At 34.1% G+C, this 18,535-nt stretch carries 20 protein-coding genes, 1 riboswitch and 1 other annotated feature (1 of these 22 cut by a window edge); all 20 genes read left to right on the top strand.

The window, feature by feature from the left end:
* Positions 1 to 194: a binding site (T-box leader), on the top strand; it begins 68 nt to the left of the window's first position.
* A gap of 111 nt (positions 195 to 305) precedes the next feature.
* A complete protein-coding gene (gene trpE, locus ACFWM3_RS02715) occupies positions 306 to 1,676 on the top strand; it encodes an anthranilate synthase component I (protein WP_390310369.1) in 1,371 nt (456 codons plus the stop codon).
* Positions 1,660 to 2,271 carry an anthranilate synthase component II gene (locus ACFWM3_RS02720; protein WP_056469607.1) on the top strand — a complete coding sequence of 204 codons (612 nt, stop codon included), beginning with the start codon at positions 1,660 to 1,662 and terminating at the stop codon, positions 2,269 to 2,271. The genes trpE and ACFWM3_RS02720 overlap by 17 nt, the downstream gene beginning before the upstream one ends.
* A complete protein-coding gene (gene trpD / locus ACFWM3_RS02725; protein ID WP_056469610.1) occupies positions 2,243 to 3,271 on the top strand; it encodes an anthranilate phosphoribosyltransferase in 1,029 nt (342 codons plus the stop codon). Before ACFWM3_RS02720 ends, trpD begins: the two co-directional genes overlap by 29 nt.
* Positions 3,272 to 4,060: an indole-3-glycerol phosphate synthase TrpC gene (trpC, locus tag ACFWM3_RS02730; RefSeq protein WP_056469612.1), complete on the top strand. Its 789-nt coding sequence runs from the start codon at positions 3,272 to 3,274 to the stop codon at positions 4,058 to 4,060.
* Complete coding sequence (locus tag ACFWM3_RS02735) at positions 4,057 to 4,662, top strand: phosphoribosylanthranilate isomerase (RefSeq protein WP_390310091.1); 606 nt, start codon at positions 4,057 to 4,059, stop codon at positions 4,660 to 4,662. The genes trpC and ACFWM3_RS02735 overlap by 4 nt, the downstream gene beginning before the upstream one ends.
* Positions 4,663 to 5,862 (top strand): tryptophan synthase subunit beta, encoded by a 1,200-nt coding sequence (gene trpB, locus ACFWM3_RS02740; RefSeq protein WP_390310093.1) that lies wholly within the window; start codon positions 4,663 to 4,665, stop codon positions 5,860 to 5,862.
* A 2-nt stretch (positions 5,863 to 5,864) separates the two neighbouring features.
* On the top strand, positions 5,865 to 6,650 hold the full coding sequence (trpA, locus tag ACFWM3_RS02745) for a tryptophan synthase subunit alpha (protein ID WP_390310370.1): 786 nt from the start codon (positions 5,865 to 5,867) through the stop codon (positions 6,648 to 6,650).
* Between the two features lie 748 nt (positions 6,651 to 7,398).
* The gene (locus tag ACFWM3_RS02750; RefSeq protein ID WP_056469624.1) at positions 7,399 to 7,824 is read left to right on the top strand and encodes a DMT family transporter; all 426 of its coding nucleotides are present in this window, start codon (positions 7,399 to 7,401) and stop codon (positions 7,822 to 7,824) included.
* Positions 7,825 to 7,852: 28 nt separating this feature from the next.
* Entirely contained in the window at positions 7,853 to 8,551 is a 699-nt protein-coding gene (locus tag ACFWM3_RS02755) for a Crp/Fnr family transcriptional regulator (RefSeq protein ID WP_390310095.1), read from the top strand.
* Between the two features lie 42 nt (positions 8,552 to 8,593).
* The gene (locus ACFWM3_RS02760; RefSeq protein WP_387362229.1) at positions 8,594 to 9,076 is read left to right on the top strand and encodes a DMT family transporter; all 483 of its coding nucleotides are present in this window, start codon (positions 8,594 to 8,596) and stop codon (positions 9,074 to 9,076) included.
* A 28-nt stretch (positions 9,077 to 9,104) separates the two neighbouring features.
* A complete protein-coding gene (locus ACFWM3_RS02765; RefSeq protein WP_390310097.1) occupies positions 9,105 to 9,824 on the top strand; it encodes a YjjG family noncanonical pyrimidine nucleotidase in 720 nt (239 codons plus the stop codon).
* Positions 9,825 to 10,045: 221 nt separating this feature from the next.
* Positions 10,046 to 11,542, top strand: a complete 1,497-nt coding sequence (locus ACFWM3_RS02770) for an FTR1 family iron permease (protein ID WP_390310099.1) — start codon at positions 10,046 to 10,048, stop codon at positions 11,540 to 11,542.
* Positions 11,532 to 11,906, top strand: a complete 375-nt coding sequence (locus ACFWM3_RS02775; RefSeq protein WP_025568318.1) for a hypothetical protein — start codon at positions 11,532 to 11,534, stop codon at positions 11,904 to 11,906. The genes ACFWM3_RS02770 and ACFWM3_RS02775 overlap by 11 nt, the downstream gene beginning before the upstream one ends.
* 224 nt (positions 11,907 to 12,130) lie before the next feature.
* The gene (locus ACFWM3_RS02780; protein WP_056469652.1) at positions 12,131 to 12,361 is read left to right on the top strand and encodes a FeoA family protein; all 231 of its coding nucleotides are present in this window, start codon (positions 12,131 to 12,133) and stop codon (positions 12,359 to 12,361) included.
* Positions 12,355 to 14,355, top strand: coding sequence for a ferrous iron transport protein B (feoB, locus tag ACFWM3_RS02785; protein WP_390310101.1), 2,001 nt, complete (start codon positions 12,355 to 12,357; stop codon positions 14,353 to 14,355). The genes ACFWM3_RS02780 and feoB overlap by 7 nt, the downstream gene beginning before the upstream one ends.
* Before the next feature lie 18 nt (positions 14,356 to 14,373).
* Positions 14,374 to 14,529: a FeoB-associated Cys-rich membrane protein gene (locus tag ACFWM3_RS02790; protein WP_056469655.1), complete on the top strand. Its 156-nt coding sequence runs from the start codon at positions 14,374 to 14,376 to the stop codon at positions 14,527 to 14,529.
* Between the two features lie 103 nt (positions 14,530 to 14,632).
* Positions 14,633 to 14,744, top strand: a riboswitch (TPP riboswitch).
* 135 nt (positions 14,745 to 14,879) lie between these two features.
* Complete coding sequence (thiD, locus tag ACFWM3_RS02795) at positions 14,880 to 15,686, top strand: bifunctional hydroxymethylpyrimidine kinase/phosphomethylpyrimidine kinase (RefSeq protein WP_390310103.1); 807 nt, start codon at positions 14,880 to 14,882, stop codon at positions 15,684 to 15,686.
* On the top strand, positions 15,679 to 16,917 hold the full coding sequence (gene cytX, locus ACFWM3_RS02800; protein WP_056469657.1) for a putative hydroxymethylpyrimidine transporter CytX: 1,239 nt from the start codon (positions 15,679 to 15,681) through the stop codon (positions 16,915 to 16,917). Before thiD ends, cytX begins: the two co-directional genes overlap by 8 nt.
* A complete protein-coding gene (gene thiM / locus ACFWM3_RS02805; protein ID WP_056469658.1) occupies positions 16,901 to 17,713 on the top strand; it encodes a hydroxyethylthiazole kinase in 813 nt (270 codons plus the stop codon). Before cytX ends, thiM begins: the two co-directional genes overlap by 17 nt.
* Complete coding sequence (thiE, locus tag ACFWM3_RS02810; protein WP_390310105.1) at positions 17,704 to 18,342, top strand: thiamine phosphate synthase; 639 nt, start codon at positions 17,704 to 17,706, stop codon at positions 18,340 to 18,342. The genes thiM and thiE overlap by 10 nt, the downstream gene beginning before the upstream one ends.
* Positions 18,343 to 18,535: the final 193 nt, after the last annotated feature.

Consider the following 18,535-nt stretch of genomic DNA (forward strand, 5'->3'; position numbering starts at 1 on the left):
TAATACAGGAACCTTTATCGAATGGGCTTACGAGAGGCATCTTGAACAGTAAAGTAGGGATGCACGGATTTCCACCGTTAAAAGGATAGGGTATCGGAATTATATGCAACTAATTCTCGTATCCGAAAAGTGGGATTCAGTTAAATCTGATCCAATCTGAGGTGGTACCGCGGTAGCAACTAATCGTCCTCTATATGCACAATCTTTGTGCGTATAGGGGACTTTTTTTATATTCATCATTAAATTCCTGGAGGTCGAACAAATTGTCAGTACAAAACAAAGCAGAAATAATCATTGAAACGATAATGGGGGATTTGTTTACACCGATTTCATTATTTAAGAAATTGACCGATAGCAAAAAGTTTTTATTTGAAAGTTCGTTTAAGCATCAAGATTCTGGTCGTTATTCATTTGTCGGTTCAAAACCTGCTTTTGAATTAATTGGAACGAATCAAGGTGGCCAAATCATCCATAACAACGGTCAAAAAGAAGAGTTTATTGGAAATCCTCTTTTAAAACTGAAAGAGCTAATACCAAAGCAGGATTACTTGGAAGCACTTGAACTTCCTTTCATTGGCGGAGGAATTGGATATGTTGGGTACGATATGATTCGCCAATTTGAAGAAATTGGTGATGAGTTGGAAGACGTGATTGGAATGCCAGATCTCCATTTAATGTTTTTTGAAGTCATTATTGTATTTGATCATTTGGAACAGAAAATTCATTTGGTTGGAACAAAGCTTTCCGATGAAACAAAATTAGAAGATTTGAAGAGCGAAATTCAGAAGTATAAGCAAGTAATTGTAGCTAACTCAAATCAAGAGGAGGAAGTAAAGCCAGTTGTATTTTCTACTTTCGAGTCTGAAGTTAGTAAAGCTGACTACATGTCCAAAGTAGAAAAGGCAAAGTCATTTATTCAAAAAGGAGATATTTTTCAAGTCGTTCTATCTCATCGAATGGGAGCAAAATTTGAAGGAAATCCATTTGACTATTATCGAAAATTACGAATCCAAAACCCTTCACCATATATGTATTATATCGATTTTGGTGATAGCGTTGTTGCTGGTACTTCCCCTGAAAGCTTAATAAAAGTTAAAGGTAATCAGGTCATAACGAATCCAATTGCTGGTACGAAACGAAGAGGGGAAACAGATGAACAAGACTTAAAAATTGAAAGGGATTTATTACAGGATGAGAAGGAGCTTGCCGAACATAAAATGCTTGTTGATTTAGGAAGAAATGATCTGGGCAAAGTTTGTGAGTTTGGAACAATCAAATTAGAAAAATATATGAACGTTGAGAGATATAAATATGTAATGCATATCGTTTCCGAAGTTAGTGGGGAAATAAAAAAACCACATACTTCACTTGATGCTCTTATTGCTTGCTTACCAGCTGGAACCGTTTCTGGTGCACCTAAGATTAGAGCAATGGAAATCATTAATGAATTAGAGCGTTCAAAGCGAGGGGTATACTCCGGTGCAGTCGGTTATGTATCAGTTAATGGAAATCTTGATTTTGCATTAGCTATTCGAACGATGATTATAAAAAATCAAATGGCCTATATTCAAGCAGGAGCAGGTATTGTTTATGACAGCAAACCCGAACACGAATATGAAGAAACCATTAATAAACTAAAAGCTTTTTTGGAGGAAAATCATGATTTTAATAATTGATCACTATGATTCTTTTACTTACAATCTTTATCAATTTTTAGGAGAGCTTGGCGAAGAAATGAAAATCGCTAGATATGACAAAATTTCAATTGATGAAATAAAAGAAATAAATCCAAAGGCAATTATTCTTTCTCCGGGACCAGGTAAGCCCGAAGAGAAGCAGGAAACGATTGAACTAATTGAAACTTTTCATAAGACTGTCCCAATACTAGGCATTTGCTTAGGGCATCAAGCAATCGGTTATGCATTCGGCGCAAAAATTAGTAAAGCTAGACAAATCAAACATGGAAAAACATCGAAAATTAGGCACGATGGTAGTAATTTATTTGCCTACATGTCCCAACCGTTAGAAGTTATGCGATACCATTCGCTGGTAATTGAAAAGGAAACGATACCGCCATTATTTGAAATTTTAGCATTTGCTATGGACGATCAAGAAATTATGGCTATTAAACACCGAAAATATCCAATTTACGGTATGCAATTTCATCCGGAATCTATTGGAACAGAATTGGGAAAACAGCTTTTATTAAACTTTTTAAATGAAATAAAGGAGGAATTAAAAGATGAAAGAGTACCTTCAACGCTTAGCTAATCGTGAGTCGTTTACAGCAGAAGAAATGCAAGTAGCTGTCGGTCGGATTCTACAGGATGATCAAATATCAGATAGTGAAATCGCAGCATTTTTAGTTGCTTTAAAAACAAAAGGTGAAACAGTAAACGAAATCGCAGGACTAGTAAACGCAATTCGAAATCATACGGTAGGATTTACTAGGAAGTTTCATAATGTCATTGATAATTGCGGGACGGGTGGAGATAACTCATCGAGCTTTAATGTGAGTACAACTTCGGCATTTGTTATTGCGGGAAGTGGAATTCCAATTGCGAAACATGGAAATCGTAGCATGTCCAGCAAAACAGGTAGCGCTGATGTATTAGAGCAGTTAGGTGTGGAGCTATCGATTCCAACACAAGCTTCCGAGGAGCTTATAGACGAAATAGGAATTACCTTTTTATTTGCACCATATGTTCATCCAAGATTGAAAAAAGTTATGAAGGTTAGACGTGAATTGCAAATTCCGACCATTTTTAACTTAATTGGACCTTTAACAAATCCAGTTGAATTAGAGACCCAACTATTAGGAATTTACAGAAGAGATTATTTAGAAGTATTTGCTGAAGTGCTAAATAAATTAGGACGTAAACGAGCGATTGTATTAAACGGTGCAGGTCATTTAGATGAAGCATCGTTAGCTGGTGAAAATCATATCGTCCTACTAGAAAATAATGAGCTGAAAAAGATGACCCTTCATCCGGAAGAAGTTGGATTAACTTATTACCCAAATACAGAAATCAAAGGTGGAGATGCAAAAAGGAATGCAGATATTCTTCTTCGAGTATTAAAAGGAGAAAAAGGAGCTTTTAGAGATACGGTTTTATTAAATGCTGGTTTAGCAATCTATACTTCAGGTATTGTCAATCAAATAACAGATGGTATTAAGAAGGCTGAAGAGAGCATTGATTCTGGCGCAGCTTATGAGAAATTACAAAAACTAGTCGAAAAAACTAGCAAACTGAAAAGAGAGGTTATATAAATGGAAACCATTTTAGATCGTATTATTTCTCAAAAACAAATCGAAATCAAAAGTTTAAGAGCGATTAGTCGGAAAATAGCGGATCAAAAAAAGAATTTATCATTAATTGAAAAGTTAAAAGCTGCAGACCATTTATCGATCATTGCGGAGTTTAAACGAGCGTCACCATCAAAAGGGGATATTAATACAAATCTTAATCCCGCAGAACAAGCAAAGAAATACGAAGAAAATGGAGCAGCCGCAATATCTGTTTTAACAGATACAACTTTCTTCAAAGGTTCCTTTAAAGATCTGAAAATCGTACGTGATTCCGTTAATATTCCGATATTATGCAAGGATTTTATTATTGATCCAGTTCAAATAGATATCGCAAAAGAGCATGGAGCAAACATTATTTTACTCATTGCTGCTGCATTACCTTATACAAAACTAAATCATTTATATCAATATGCTAAACAGCAAAATCTTGAAGTATTGATGGAAGTACATGACGAGGAAGATTTAGAAAAAGCACTAAAAATTGGCCCCCGACTATATGGCATCAATAACCGAAACTTAAAAACCTTTGAAGTGAACCTAGGAGTAACAGAAAGTTTAGCACCACTTATTCAAGCAACTGGGGGTTTCATTATTAGTGAAAGTGGCATTTTCAATGAGTATGATGCAAAACGAGTAAGAAATGCTGGAGCAAATGGAATTTTGGTTGGAGAGGCATTAATGAGGAGTAATGAATTATCATCCAACATGAGAGAGCTTATGGTTCCTATTCTAAAGGAGGCTAAGCAGTGAAAGTAAAAATTTGTGGCATTACCGATTTAAAAACAGCTCAAAGTGCAATAAATGCAGGAGCTGATGCAGTTGGATTTGTATTTGCAGAAAGTAAACGTCGTATTGAAATTTCTGAAGCAAAAAAGATCATCGAATCACTGCCAGATTCGATATTGAAGATTGGCGTTTTTGTAAATGAAACAAAGGAAACATTAGAATCCATCTACCAGGAAGTTGGTTTAACACATATTCAGTTACATGGAGATGAAACACCAGAATTTTGTCGCTCATTATCCTTTCCAGTAATCAAAGCATTACGAGTTCAATCGGAAAAGGACGTTGAAAAAATCGCAGAATATGATTGTGATTATATTTTAGTAGATAGCCCGAGTGGCAAATATCGTGGTGGTAATGGAACAACATTTAACTGGGACCTTATGGGTTCAAAAAAAATAGATAACTTGATTTTAGCCGGTGGATTGACGATTGAGAATGTAATACCTGCTAGTAGCGTCGTAAAACCAAAAATGGTTGATGTAAGTAGTGGAGTTGAAACGAACGGTAAAAAAGATCAGGAAAAAATAAAAAGTTTTATAAAAAAAGTAAAATTAGGAGGAATTTAAATGTCAACATACACACTTCCAGATGTGAAAGGTCATTTCGGTATGTATGGAGGGAAATATATACCTGAAACGCTTGTTCAAGCCATAACAGAATTAGAAGAAGCTTATTCAAAAATTAAAGATGATCCAGCATTTAACGAGGAAATTGAAAGATTGTCAAAGGATTACGTAGGCCGCCAAACACCTCTTTACTTCGCCGAAAATTTAACTAAGCATGCAAACGGAGCTAATATTTATTTAAAACGTGAGGACTTAAATCACACTGGTGCTCACAAAATTAATAATGCAATTGGTCAGGCATTGCTTGCGATTCGAATGGGGAAACGAAAAATCGTTGCTGAAACAGGAGCGGGACAACATGGTGTAGCAACTGCAACAGTTTGTGCCCTTTTAAATTTAGAATGTGTTATTTTCATGGGTGCTGAGGATGTTCGAAGACAAGAACTGAACGTTTTCCGAATGGAATTACTAGGCGCAAAAGTGATTAGTGTTGAATCAGGAAGTGCGACATTAAAGGATGCAGTAAATGAAGCCCTTCGTTACTGGGTTGCAAATGTAGATGACACTCATTATTTATTAGGTTCAGTAATGGGGCCACATCCTTTCCCTATGATGGTACGAGATTTCCAAAGTGTAATTGGAAAAGAAACAAGACAACAATTTTTAGCGAAGAACGGTAAACTTCCTGATGCAGTAGTAGCTTGTATTGGCGGAGGAAGTAATGCAATTGGTATGTTCCATCCATTTATAACGGATGAAAGTGTAAAGTTATTTGGAGTAGAAGCGGCTGGTCATGGAATCCATACAGATAAGCAAGCAGCATCTTTAACTAAAGGTGTACCAGGTGTATTACACGGTGCATTAATGTATTTACTTCAAGATGAAGATGGTCAAATACAAGAAGCCCATTCGATTTCTGCAGGGCTTGACTACCCAGGGGTAGGTCCTGAGCATTGTTATTTGAAAGATGTTGAACGAGTAAAATATGAATCAATCACAGATGAAGAAGCACTTGAAGCATTCCAATTATTAGCAAGATTAGAAGGAATAATTCCAGCATTAGAAAGCGCACATGCAGTAGCATATGCAATCAAGCTAGCAGCAACGATGAAGAAAGATGAAAATTTAGTCATTTGTTTATCTGGCAGAGGCGATAAAGATGTTCATACCGTTCGTGAGCGATTAAAGGAGGAAAAATAATGATGAATCGAATAGAATCCCAATTTTCTGAACGACTTAAAAAGGGGGAAAAACTATTTATTCCTTATGTAATGGCAGGAGATGGTGGTCTTGAAGTATTAGGAGGAAGGCTAGCTTTACTAGAAAAATTTGGTGCATCAGCGATTGAAGTTGGTATTCCGTTTTCAGACCCAGTAGCAGACGGACCAATAATTCAACAAGCGGGAATTCGAGCATTACAAGCTGGTACAACTTTAAGAGCTGTACTTGAAAAGATAAAAGAAGTTCGTAAAATAATTTCTGTACCTTTAATCGTTATGACATATATGAATCCTATTTTAGCTTATGGAATTGAAAGGTTCGTATCTGACCTTCAACAAGCAGGAGTAGACGGCTGTATTATTCCTGACCTACCAATCGAAGAAGAAGAAATTATCATTCATAAACTTGAAGAATTTGGTGTAGAACTAATTCGATTAGTCACAATGGCTACACCAAAAGAACGAATCATTAAAATTGCTGAAAAAGGAAGAGGCTTCTTATACACAGTAACAGTAAAAGGAATTACTGGTGTTCGAAATGAGCTAGACGCCAGCCTATCATCCTTTTTAAAAAGTGTTAAAGAAATTAGTAATAAACCTGTAATAGCTGGATTCGGTGTATCTACCCCAGAACAAGTAAATGAATTAAGCCAAGATTGTGATGGAGTCATTGTAGGAAGTAAAATTGTTGATTTATTTAATCAAAATAAGATAAATGAAATTAAACTTTTAATGGAATCAAGTTTAGTAAGCGAGGAAGTAATTTAATAAAAAGTGAATCAGGCTAGATCAGTGGCCTGATTTTTTTATTTTTTGGGTATTCTATCGAACCTAACCATGCTTAGCTCTGAAAAATAGCTGAATCTAGGTAATAATCGGTCTGTGTTAACCTTTTTAGATGAAAAAAATTGATTAGGATAGATATTATCATCTGATTTTAGTGGAATATTACCTAAAATACGGTAAGCAGTATGGGTATAATAGTGGTTTATTTGCGATTTTCTTAATTTTAATTGCAGATTTGCTATTTTTATTTGCGATTCCAGAAATTTAATTGCAGATTTGATTATTTTAATTGCGGTTATCGAAATTTACTTGCAGTTCCTCAAATTATTGCAGACTCTAGGAATTTAATTGAGAACCAATATACTTTATTTGTAGCTTTTTCACTAGATCAGAGTGTATTTCTTCATATAGTATCTGGGCTTCAACTATTTAACAACAAAGTATCCACAAAACTAGACGCTCCTCAAAAAAATGCATCACCAATTTATCCACTAATAGTTACATTATCCACATTTTTATTTGAGGTTTTCCACATAATAGCAGAGTATCAACAGAATTCTCACACTCCCAAAACTATATCTACAAACTATCCACAGAAATTTATAAAATCTAAAAAGATTTCCACAATTGCAGAGATCGTTCAATTTTCTCTTTAGGACATATGTCCTTCCCAAACAACCTTCAAATATCGTTTAATAATGAAGAAATCAATATGACAGGAGAGAAAAATATGAAAGGAATTTTATTAGCAATTGTTGGTGGAGCATTCATTACACTACAGGGTGTTGCTAATTCTCAAATAAGTAGTGATATAGGTACTTGGCAAGCAGCTACAATTACACAGTTTACAGGTTTTATTGTGGCTTTATGCGTACTACTATTAATAAAAGATAAAAAATTAGCTGAAGTTAAGAAAGTGAATCCAATTTATTTATTAAGTGGGGCACTTGGAGCATTTGTTATCTTTTGTAATGTGACATCAATTCATATTATTGGTGTGACATTTTCAATTTCTGTTCTTTTAATCGCACAGCTAAGTTTAACATTTATCATTGATAGTAGAGGCTGGTTCGGAGTCAAAAAGCTTACTATTAGTCCGTCACAATTTATTGGAATTGGTATGATGATAATCGGTGTGATTGTGTTAGGATCTTAAAAGTAAATTTACAGGAGGTGAAGTTAACTTGAAAATCACTAGTGATATTGAACAAATTAATCATTTTTTAGCTGAACATAATATTGAAGCAGTCTTTAATGAGGATTTAAAAGCTCATTTAACGCTTAAACGATTCATGCAAGGAGAACTTATTTGTTCTCAAGGAGACTCACCAAAAACTTTGTTTATTTTAGTAAAAGGGAAAATCAAAGTTTATACTTCTTCAGCGGAGGGTAAAACATTAATTCTATCATTTAAAACGCCTATTGAAATAATTGGAGATATTGAATATGTAAGAGGCTCTAACTATATAAATACGGTTCAAGCTATATCTGCAGTTGAGATGATTGCTGTAGATTATCGCTGGTTAAAAAAATTTGGTAAAGACTATGCACCGTTTCTTCAATTCTTATTAGAAATCATAACGGAAAAGTTTCTTATTAAGTCGAATTCAATGAGCTTTAATTTAATGTATCCAGTAGAAGTTCGACTAGCAAGTTACTTATTATCGGTTTCATACCACGAAGCGGATTTTATACAAAACGATAATTTAAATCCGATCAATCTTAAAGACGCAGCAAATTTAATCGGAACGAGTTATCGACATGTTAATCGAGTTATTCAACAGTTCTGTAAGGATGACCTGGTAGAGCGAAAAAATGGGGGTATCCTTATTAAAAATCGAGCCGGTTTGAGTATTCTTGCAAGAAATAATATATACGAATGATAATTTTAGGACTCATACAGAAATTTTTTGGAGGTGCAATTTATGCTTTATGGATTAATATTATCTTTAATAGCAGGATCACTAATTGGTTTACAAAACATATTCAATAGTAAAGTTAATGAACGGGCAGGAATATGGGTAACTACTACATTTGTATTAGGAATGGGCTTTTTAGCTTCTTTCGGAATGGGGCTTTTATTTGAAGGTAAGGAATTATTTGTTTTGCATAATATGAAAAATTGGTATTGGATTAGCGGAATAGTCGGTGTAGGTGTTGTTTTCTGCTTAACGAATAGTACTAAAATTCTTGGACCAACTTATGCGATCTCAATTGTTCTCACATCTCAATTATTGTTTGCAATGTTATTTGATTCTATGGGATGGCTAGGTCTTGAGAAAGTTCCATTTTCTTCTAAGCATCTAATTGGTGTTTTGCTTATTATAAGTGGTATATTAATTTTTAAATTAAGCGGGATAAGTTTGAAACGTATTAAGCTAGTTAAAAATCAATCTAGTAAAATATGAATTAAATAAATAGAGATGGGGAAATGTTATGAAAACATACAAAACATTATTATTTGATGTAGATGATACATTATTAGATTTTGGTGCAGCAGAAAAAGTAGCATTACAATCTCTATTTAAAGATCAAAATTTACCATTAACAGATGAAGTTAAGTCACGATACAAAGAAATTAATCATGGACTTTGGAAGGCTTTTGAAGAAGGTAAAATAAGTCGAGATGATATAGTGAATACACGTTTTTCAACTTTATTTAAAGAGTTTGGTATTGAAGTTGATGGTATTATGCTTGAACAGTCTTATCAAAACTATTTAGGTGAGGGAAATCAATTAGTTGAAGGTGCGTTTGAATTACTGACAAGTCTTCAGAATGAGTTCGACTTATATATTGTTACAAATGGGGTTTCTAAAACACAATATAAACGATTGAATGCAGCTCATATTTATTCTTTCTTTAAAGATATTTTCGTTTCCGAGGATACTGGTTATCAAAAACCGATGAAAGAATACTTTCAATATGTATTTGATCGAATTCCAAATATTGAATTAGATAAAACCTTGATTATTGGAGACTCATTTAGCGCGGATATAATTGGTGGGGCTGGATCGGGGATCGATACTTGCTGGGTCAATTCAAAAATGCTTCCAAATGACTCAGATGTAATTCCTACTTATGAAATTCAAAAACTTGATGAGCTGTACAACATTTTAAATATTGAACAGAAGGTTTTGGTTTCTTCATCTAACTAATGGACTCTTATAAAGCAAAGTTTTCAAGCAGACTGAATCGATGATTACTTTCTATACACATTTAAAGCAAAAAGTTTAATACTTTTTGCTTTTTTATTTTGCTGAATGTTGATTTGTACATTAAAAATAGTTAATAAAAATTTAATTGACTGTGAAGCGAAAAAGCTTTATTATCAAGAAGTGATAATGATTATCATTTATATTTAAGGGGAAAATCAACGATGAAGCAGGCTCTTATTAAAGTAACTTTAACAGCTTTACTATTACTAGTTTTACCGTTTAAAACCTTTGCTGCAAGCCCTGAAGAGGATTTAACACATGCAAATACTTTTGTGGAAAGTGCAATCCAATCTGCACAAAAAGGAGATTTTAAATCTGCTGAGCAGGAGTATAAAAAATTCAACGACGAGTGGCTTGATAAAGAGGATGGAATAAAAAATAAATCGATTGATGCGTATGGCAAAATCGAGGAAGCTATGGGTATGGTTCAGTATAACCTAGCACAAAAAACAGTGAATCAAAATGCACTTGTTACTGCACTTAAAGAATTAGAAGGGGTAAATGAAAAGTTTATTTCTCATCAATTCGCTAGTTCAAAATTAGATTCAAAAAGTACAGGTAGTGTTGAAGATTTAATCGAAATATTAAACAAAGCATTAGCAGAATTAAAAGATAACAATGTATCAGGAGCAACTTCGGAGATTGATCAATTTAGAAAATCTTGGATTAATATTGAAGGTGTTGTATTAACACAATCTCAAACAGTTTATACTGACGCTGAAAGAGATATGGTTACTTCTTATGCAATGCTAACTGCTAAAACGCCTGATGTGAAAGCGGCTACAAAAACAATTACAGATATGCGTGATTATCTATTACCATTAGCGTCTAAAACTAGTTATACAATGCTAGATGCTATTACAATTTTACTTAGAGAAGGCTTAGAAGCATTACTAGTAGTTGTTGCATTACTAGGATTTATTAAAAAGTCTGGACAAGAAAAGAAAAGCAAGTGGATCTGGTTTGGTGTTGGCTCTGGATTAGGTGTCAGTATCATACTAGGTGTTATCGTAAACATTTTATTCTCAGCAGGTGCTTTTGGAAGTAATAACTTTTTAATTGCTGGCTGGACTGGGGTATTTGCTGCTGTCATGCTCTTATATATGAGTTACTGGTTACATAGCAAATCTAATACGAAGCAATGGCAACAATATATTAAAACTAAGAGTGATAAAGCATTAAATACAGGTAGTCTATTATCTTTATCAATTCTTGCGTTTTTAGCAGTTTTCCGTGAGGGAACTGAAACTGTATTATTCTTTATTGGAATGGCATCATCAATTAAACTGTCGTCTTTATTAATTGGGATTGGGTTAGGATTCGCAATTTTAGCAATACTAAGCTACTTAATCTTAAAGGTTGGCCTGAAAATTCCAATGAGACCGTTTTTCCTTGTCTCAAGTATATTAATGTTCTATTTATGCTTTAAATTTGCGGGAATGGGTATTCATGGTTTACAGCTTTCTGGATTACTTCCAGCGACTCAGGCTCCTATTCCTACAATAGATTTCTTTGCGATTTATTCAACTTGGGAGAGCTTTGTACCCCAGATGATTTTGTTGCTATTAGCTTGTATTACTGTTATATATAATAGATTCTCAAATAAAAACAATAAAAAAAGTAGTAAAAATTCGGGGGGAACGAAAAATGTTATCTAATAAAAAACTAGTCGCAGCAATGGCTTTAGGACTATCTTTAACTTTATCTGCATGTGGAACGAAAACAGACGATGCAATTAAAACTGGTTCTGATGATATGATCAAAACGATTTCAGAATTAAAAACACAAATTTCGAATAATGATGAAGCAAAGGCAAAAGATAGCGGAGAAGCGCTTGAAAAATCATGGGAAAAATTCGAAGACTCAGTAAAAGATAAAGACAAATCACTTTATGAAAAAGTTGAAACGCCACTTCATATTATTGAAGCAGGAGTAAAGGTATCTCCATTGAATGCAGATACACTTAACCAGGCTGGTGACGAGTTGGAAAGTGTATTAAAAGAAGTTAAAGATCTAAAATAATAAAGATATAATTACTCATTGTTTTCTAAAAAAGCCTACATCGAATTTTCTTTGTGGGTTTTTTCTTGCTTTTTTTGCTCGATTTTGGGAATTTTTTCTTAGGTAAACCTTTTCATAAAATCAGGTAGACAATTAACTTGACTTAATTTAAGATAAAGATATTGATAAGGATTATCATTATTAATTGTTTATATATAATAAGTTTCGATCCGGGGGAATCACTTATGTTACTTTCAGAATTAAAAAAAGGCGAAAAAGCAAAAATAACGGACTTGTCATCACTAGGTGAGGCAGTGAAGAGACGTCTTTTAGATCTAGGGATAAGTGAAGGGGCTATGGTCTGCCTACAATGTACAATGCCGTTCAAAGGGCCTTGTATGATTGAAAATTGCGGACAATCACTTGGCATTCGATTTCATGATGCATCTGGGATAAAGGTAGAAAAAATATGTTAAATATAGCGCTTATTGGAAATCCAAATACAGGAAAAACTTCTCTATTTAATAATTTAACAGGTACATACCAATATGTAGGAAATTGGAGTGGGGTTACCGTTGAAAAAAAGGTAGGGACTATAAAAAATAAACTTGGAAATCTAATTGATTTACCAGGTATCTATTCTCTGAGCCCTCTTTCAAAAGATGAGGCCGTTGTTTCACATTTTTTTGTAAATGAAACATTTGATGGGATGATTAATATTGTTGACGCTGCTCAACTAGAGAGAAATTTAATGCTCACTCTTCAACTTCTAGAGTTTAATAAATCAATGATTATTGGTCTAAATATGGTTGATGTTGCTAAAAGGAGAGGAATTTCAATTGATCCTTCTAGTATCTCAAAGATATTAAAAGTACCAGTTATTCCAATTGATGCTAGATCGGGTAAGGGAACAGACGAAGTAAATGAAGTATTAGCGACAATTCCTCAATCTGAAGTTGAGTTTGAAATTGATTATGGAAAAATTGTTGAAGATGGTATTAAAAATATTATGACATTATTACCTACAACTTTATCTATTCCTAAAAGATGGACTGCAATACAAATCTTAGAGGGGAATAAAGAGGTAATCGAATTTATAGCTTCATCCTACGATTTTAGTAAAATTGACCAAGTAATTAAAATAACAGCGGAACAATTAAACAGTGAACAAGGTGTAGCACCTTCAAAATGGATTTATTCTGTAAGAAAAGAAATGATTTCAAATTTAATTGGTAGTTCGGTAGAGAAAGAATCGAATGAAGCAGTTACATTAACTGATCGCATTGATCGATTTGTGACACACCCAATTTTGGGTATTCCTATTTTCTTAGTAACAATGTTTTTAATGTTTAAGCTTACTTTCGATTGGTTAGGGTTACCCTTATCCGACGCATTAGATGGTTTTTTATCAGGACCTGTAACAGACTGGCTTACTAACGGCTTAAATGCAATTCATGCATCTGATTTTATCAAAGCAGTTATTCTTGATGGAATTGTTGCCGGTGTTGGTGGAGTTTTAGTCTTTGTTCCACAAATTTTTATTTTGTTTTTACTAATATCATTCCTTGAAGATTTTGGATATATGTCTCGCGCAGCTTTAGTAATGGATCGTTCGATGGAGATGGTTGGTTTAACCGGAAAGGCATTTATTCCAATGATTATAGGATTTGGTTGTAATGTACCTGGGGTTATGGCCGCTAGAACAATAGAACAGCCTAGAGAGAGACTACTCACGATTTTGTTAACACCATTAATGTCTTGTTCGGCGCGATTACCAGTATACGCACTATTCGTTGGAGCATTTTTTGCGAAAAATCAAGCAATAGTTGTTTTTTCACTGTATATACTTGGAATCGTAGTTGCATTAATTTTAGCTAAGGTTTTTTCATCTACTATATTAAAGGGTGAGTTTTCATTATTTGTCGTAGAACTTCCACCATACCGTATGCCACAAGGTAAAGCTTTATTTAGAAGCACATGGGACAAAGGGAAAGGCTTTATTCGAAAAGCTGGTACGTTTATTTTTGGTGGTTCTGTAGCTATATGGTTATTATCTTATATGGGCCCAAGTGGTTTCGGTGTTTCGATGGATGATAGCTTTTTAGCAATGATTGGGGGTATACTTACACCAATACTTTCTCCTTTAGGATTCGGTACATGGCAAGCAGGTGCTTCTTTACTAACAGGATTTTTAGCTAAAGAGGTTGTCGTATCTGCTATGAATATTATCTATCACGTGCCAAATGCACATTCTTTACAAGGAATACTGTCAACACAGTTTTCTGCACTTTCCGCATTTAGCTTTATGGTTTTTGTCTTATTGTATGTACCATGTCTAGCAACAGTTGCGACAATTCGTAAAGAGACAGGTTCAGCTAAATGGACATATTTCTCAGTTGGATATGCATTAGTTATTGCATATATATTAGCATTAATTATCTATCAAGTTGGAAGTCTCTTAGGCTACTAGAGAAAGGGGTATCTCCTTATGATTGTCAATATTATAATAGGAGCTCTTATTTTTGGATATGCAGGGTGGACACTTTTACGATATATAAAGAAAACGAAAAAAGGTAAATGTGGCTCTTGCTCGATCGCAAAAACTTGTAGTTCAAATTGTGATACAGTTAATTATTCAAAATAGCAATATGATTTTCTTTAAAGACAAAATTTAAAGGAATCAGTCTAAATACTTGAATAAATTTAGAGGATTAATTAAGATGATAAAGTAATTAAAGTAAATAATTGAATAGTACTAGGGGTGCCGTAAATGGTCGGCTGAGATTAAGACACAGGTAGTCTTTGACCCTTTAACCTGATCTGGATAATGCCAGCGTAGGAAAGTGAACGGTAGAATACATTTTTTGTATTCATAACATTGATTTGTTCGAGCACAAGTCCTTATGGGATTTGTGCTTTTTTGTATTTAAAATCAAGTTTCATCTTCTATCTGTAAGATCAAAGAGTTCTATTCATGAAATAGGGGGAAGAAAATTGAAAAAAGTATTAACGATAGCCGGCTCTGATTCAAGTGGTGGTGCAGGTATTCAAGCGGATTTAAAGACATTTTCAGCTCATCATGTTTTTGGAATGAGTGTAATTACAGCTGTAACAGCTCAAAATACGCAAGGAGTGTTCGCTGTACAAGATATGACACCAGAGATTATTGCAAGTCAGTTAGATGCAATTTTTACTGATATTGAAGTAGATGCTGTAAAAATTGGAATGGTATCTCAAATAGAGACGATTAAAGTAATTGCTGAGAAACTTAAGCAATATAAACCAAAGCAAATCGTAGTTGATCCAGTTATGGTTTCAAAAAGTGGATTTGACTTATTAAGTCCAGATGCAAAGGAAGCTTTAATTCAAGAACTCATTCCTTTAGCAACTGTTATTACGCCAAATCTTCCTGAAGCAGAAGTGATTACTGGAAGAAAAATTACAACGATTGAAGAGATGAAAGAAGCTGCTATTCAAATTCACTCATTAGGTGCAAAGAACGTCCTTGTAAAGGGTGGTCATCTAGAAGGTGAAGCGACCGATATTTGTTTTAATGGTGAGGAGTTTACAAGCTTTAACAGCGTTAGGATTAATACAATTAATACCCACGGTACAGGTTGCACTTTATCATCAGCGATTACATCTAATTTAGCAAATGAACTTGAATTAAATGAGGCAATTAGAGAGGCGAAAAACTATATAACATTAGCAATCAAACATTCCTTTTCAATTGGAAAAGGAGTAGGTCCTGTCCATCATTTCTACTCATTGTATGAAAAGGCAGGCGTTCAACATGTCTAAGCAAAATGCAAAAATGACGAAGTGGAACTTTACAACACTTTGGTTTGGTGCGGCAGTTTCTGTAGCGGAAATTATGACTGGTGCCCTAGTAGCACCACTAGGTTTTAAGAAAGGTTTAACAGCCATTTTAGTAGGGCATTTACTTGGTACACTATTGCTCATTTTAGGTGGAGTCATTGGTTCTCAGCAAAGATTGTCAGCAATGGAATCTACAAAAATTTCATTTGGTAGTTACGGTAGCTATTTGTTTTCGATTTTAAATGTTTTACAGTTACTAGGCTGGACGGCAATTATGATTTTAACAGGGGCTCGCTCTATCAATTTAGTTACAATAAAAGATTATAAATTCGATCACTTATGGGTTTGGTGTTTAGTAATTGGAGTATTAATCGCGATCTGGTTGTACTTTGGACAAAATGCTTCAAAAAAACTTAATAGTTTAGCCGTTTGTTTATTATTTGTTCTAACAATTGTACTGTGTTTTGTTATTTTTAAAAGTGATAAAATCTTAACTCAACCAAGCACTACTGGATTATCTTTTGGAGAAGCAGTTGAATTATCGGTCATAATGCCACTATCGTGGATTCCATTAATTAGTGATTATACTCGATTTGCAAAGACAACAAAGGATGGAGCAATTGGTAGTTTTATAGGTTATATGTTTGGAAGCTCTTGGATGTATATTATTGGGCTAGGCGCAGCACTGGCATTTAATGAAGTAGACCCGGTTGCTGTTTTAATGAGTGCAAATCTAGGATTATTTGCAGTTGGTATCGTTGTCCTAGCGACTGTTACAACAACATTCATGGATGCTTATTCTGCCGGAATATCAGTTACAACCATTTTTCCAAAACTAAATGGAAAACATATAGCCCTTATCGTTACAGCTATAGGAACATTATTAGCCGTTATTTTCCCAATTGAAAAGTATGAAGGATTTTTATATACAATTGGTTCATTTTTTGCGCCGCTATATGCAATTTTATTAACGGACTATTTTATCCTAAAAAGAACAAGTATAAGTAAATCGTTGAAAATTGATTGGATTGCGGTTATTACATGGATTTTAGGAGTTTTTATTTATCGTAAGTTTGTACAATTAGATTTCTTCCTTGGGGCTACTGTACCAAGTATGATTTTAATTTGTGTCATTTATATAGTTGTTCAGTTTGTTATTAATAAGCTTGTTCCAAAGCAAATCGGGGGAGAAAAAAATGTTAACTATGAATGAAATGAGTCAAATTCTTGAAAGCGTGAAAGAGAAAAAGCCTTTAGTTCATCACATTACAAATTATGTAACTGTAAATGATTGTGCAAATATGGTGTTAGCTCTAGGTGGATCACCAGTTATGGCAGATGATTTAGCCGAAGTAGAAGAAATGGTATCTTTTGCATCAGCTCTTGTTATTAATATTGGAACATTAAATGAAAGAACAATCCAATCAATGATTAAAGCTGGTAAAAAAGCTAATCAATTAGGCGTACCAGTTATATTAGATCCTGTTGGTGTAGGAGCAACTACTTTACGTACAGAAACGACTGCTAAATTATTGAAAGAAGTACGTTTTGCAGTAGTTCGTGGAAATATGTCAGAAATTAAAATGATTGCTGGCTTAAATGTTCAAATTAAAGGTGTGGATTCTGTAGCTGGTGAAGAAGACGGCGTTGAAATTGCGAAATCTCTATCAGCGAAATTAGGCTCAGTAGTTGCAATTACAGGTGCAGTAGATATAATTGCAGAACAGGACCGAGTATGTACCATTTCAAATGGAGATAAAATGCTAGCTGATGTAACTGGAACTGGATGTATGAGTACATCACTAATTGGAACTTATGCTGGTGCAACGACTGATTATTTCCTTGCAGCTGTTTCCGGTATTACTACGATGGGACTATGTGGAGAGCTTGCTAAGGCTCGCCTAACTGAAGGGCAAGGAATCGGTACATTTAAAATAAACTTATTTGATGAAGTATCTAAAGCTTCTGTTGATACACTTCTAACGGGAGGAAAAATCGAATGGCTATAACAAAAAGTAAAATAGATTATAAGCTTTATTTAGTAACGGATCGAGATGTATTAGGATCAAGAGATTTAGTTCAATCTGTTGAAGAAGCAATTAAAGGTGGAACAACGATTGTACAAATAAGAGAAAAGAATTGTAGTAGTCTAGACTTTTACAAAGTTGCTTTGCAAGTAAAAGAAGTAACTTCAAAATATAATGTTCCATTGATTATTAATGACCGTTTAGATATCGCATTGGCGATACAGGCTGATGGCTTGCATATCGGTCAAGAAGATTTACCTTTAACTGTAGCTAGACAGATTGTTGGGGAAGATATGATTATTGGTGTATCTGCATCAACATTAGAAGAAGCAATGATTGCACAGGAACAAGGTGCGGATTATGTTGGTATTGGTTCAGTGTATCCGACGAGTACAAAACTAGATGCAAAATATTTAGCACGAGATGAGTTACGAAGAATACGTGAGGCAGTAAAAATTCCAATCGTAGGCATCGGTGGAATTAATGAAAAAAACGTTTCTGAATTAATGGAAACAGATATTGATGGTGTTGCAATTGTTTCTGCGATTTTAGGAAAAGAAGATATTAAATCGGCTGCTGAGCATTTGAGTATGTTGGTTAATAAAAAATAAATTTGTATCTGGGTATCTATTACATCGTTATTTGATGGATAGGTGCCCTTTTTTATATAAAAGTATGTATTATGGGGAGATATATTAAAATGTGAAAAAATTCACAAATTATTCAATTATATCCCAGCCTTGTAACGATGTTTTCAGGTAAAATCTTCCTCAATGAGTAAATCAGTAGAAAGGGAGATTAGTA

This window comes from Gottfriedia sp. NPDC058432, assembly GCF_042721555.1.
Classification (GTDB): Bacteria; Bacillota; Bacilli; order Bacillales; family Bacillaceae_G; genus Gottfriedia.

What these genes read in the sequence shown, in the direction of transcription:
- thiM (WP_056469658.1), top strand. Translation starts at nt 16,901, where the DNA reads ATGTTAACTATGAATGAAATGAGTCAAATTCTTGAAAGCGTGAAAGAG.
- trpC (WP_056469612.1), top strand. Translation starts at nt 3,272, where the DNA reads ATGGAAACCATTTTAGATCGTATTATTTCTCAAAAACAAATCGAAATC.
- thiE (WP_390310105.1), top strand. Translation starts at nt 17,704, where the DNA reads ATGGCTATAACAAAAAGTAAAATAGATTATAAGCTTTATTTAGTAACG.
- ACFWM3_RS02770 (WP_390310099.1), top strand. Translation starts at nt 10,046, where the DNA reads ATGAAGCAGGCTCTTATTAAAGTAACTTTAACAGCTTTACTATTACTA.
- trpA (WP_390310370.1), top strand. Translation starts at nt 5,865, where the DNA reads ATGAATCGAATAGAATCCCAATTTTCTGAACGACTTAAAAAGGGGGAA.
- trpB (WP_390310093.1), top strand. Translation starts at nt 4,663, where the DNA reads ATGTCAACATACACACTTCCAGATGTGAAAGGTCATTTCGGTATGTAT.
- feoB (WP_390310101.1), top strand. Translation starts at nt 12,355, where the DNA reads ATGTTAAATATAGCGCTTATTGGAAATCCAAATACAGGAAAAACTTCT.
- trpE (WP_390310369.1), top strand. Translation starts at nt 306, where the DNA reads ATGGGGGATTTGTTTACACCGATTTCATTATTTAAGAAATTGACCGAT.
- ACFWM3_RS02750 (WP_056469624.1), top strand. Translation starts at nt 7,399, where the DNA reads ATGAAAGGAATTTTATTAGCAATTGTTGGTGGAGCATTCATTACACTA.
- trpD (WP_056469610.1), top strand. Translation starts at nt 2,243, where the DNA reads ATGAAAGAGTACCTTCAACGCTTAGCTAATCGTGAGTCGTTTACAGCA.
- cytX (WP_056469657.1), top strand. Translation starts at nt 15,679, where the DNA reads ATGTCTAAGCAAAATGCAAAAATGACGAAGTGGAACTTTACAACACTT.
- ACFWM3_RS02720 (WP_056469607.1), top strand. Translation starts at nt 1,660, where the DNA reads ATGATTTTAATAATTGATCACTATGATTCTTTTACTTACAATCTTTAT.
- ACFWM3_RS02780 (WP_056469652.1), top strand. Translation starts at nt 12,131, where the DNA reads ATGTTACTTTCAGAATTAAAAAAAGGCGAAAAAGCAAAAATAACGGAC.
- ACFWM3_RS02765 (WP_390310097.1), top strand. Translation starts at nt 9,105, where the DNA reads ATGAAAACATACAAAACATTATTATTTGATGTAGATGATACATTATTA.
- ACFWM3_RS02760 (WP_387362229.1), top strand. Translation starts at nt 8,594, where the DNA reads ATGCTTTATGGATTAATATTATCTTTAATAGCAGGATCACTAATTGGT.
- ACFWM3_RS02775 (WP_025568318.1), top strand. Translation starts at nt 11,532, where the DNA reads ATGTTATCTAATAAAAAACTAGTCGCAGCAATGGCTTTAGGACTATCT.
- ACFWM3_RS02790 (WP_056469655.1), top strand. Translation starts at nt 14,374, where the DNA reads ATGATTGTCAATATTATAATAGGAGCTCTTATTTTTGGATATGCAGGG.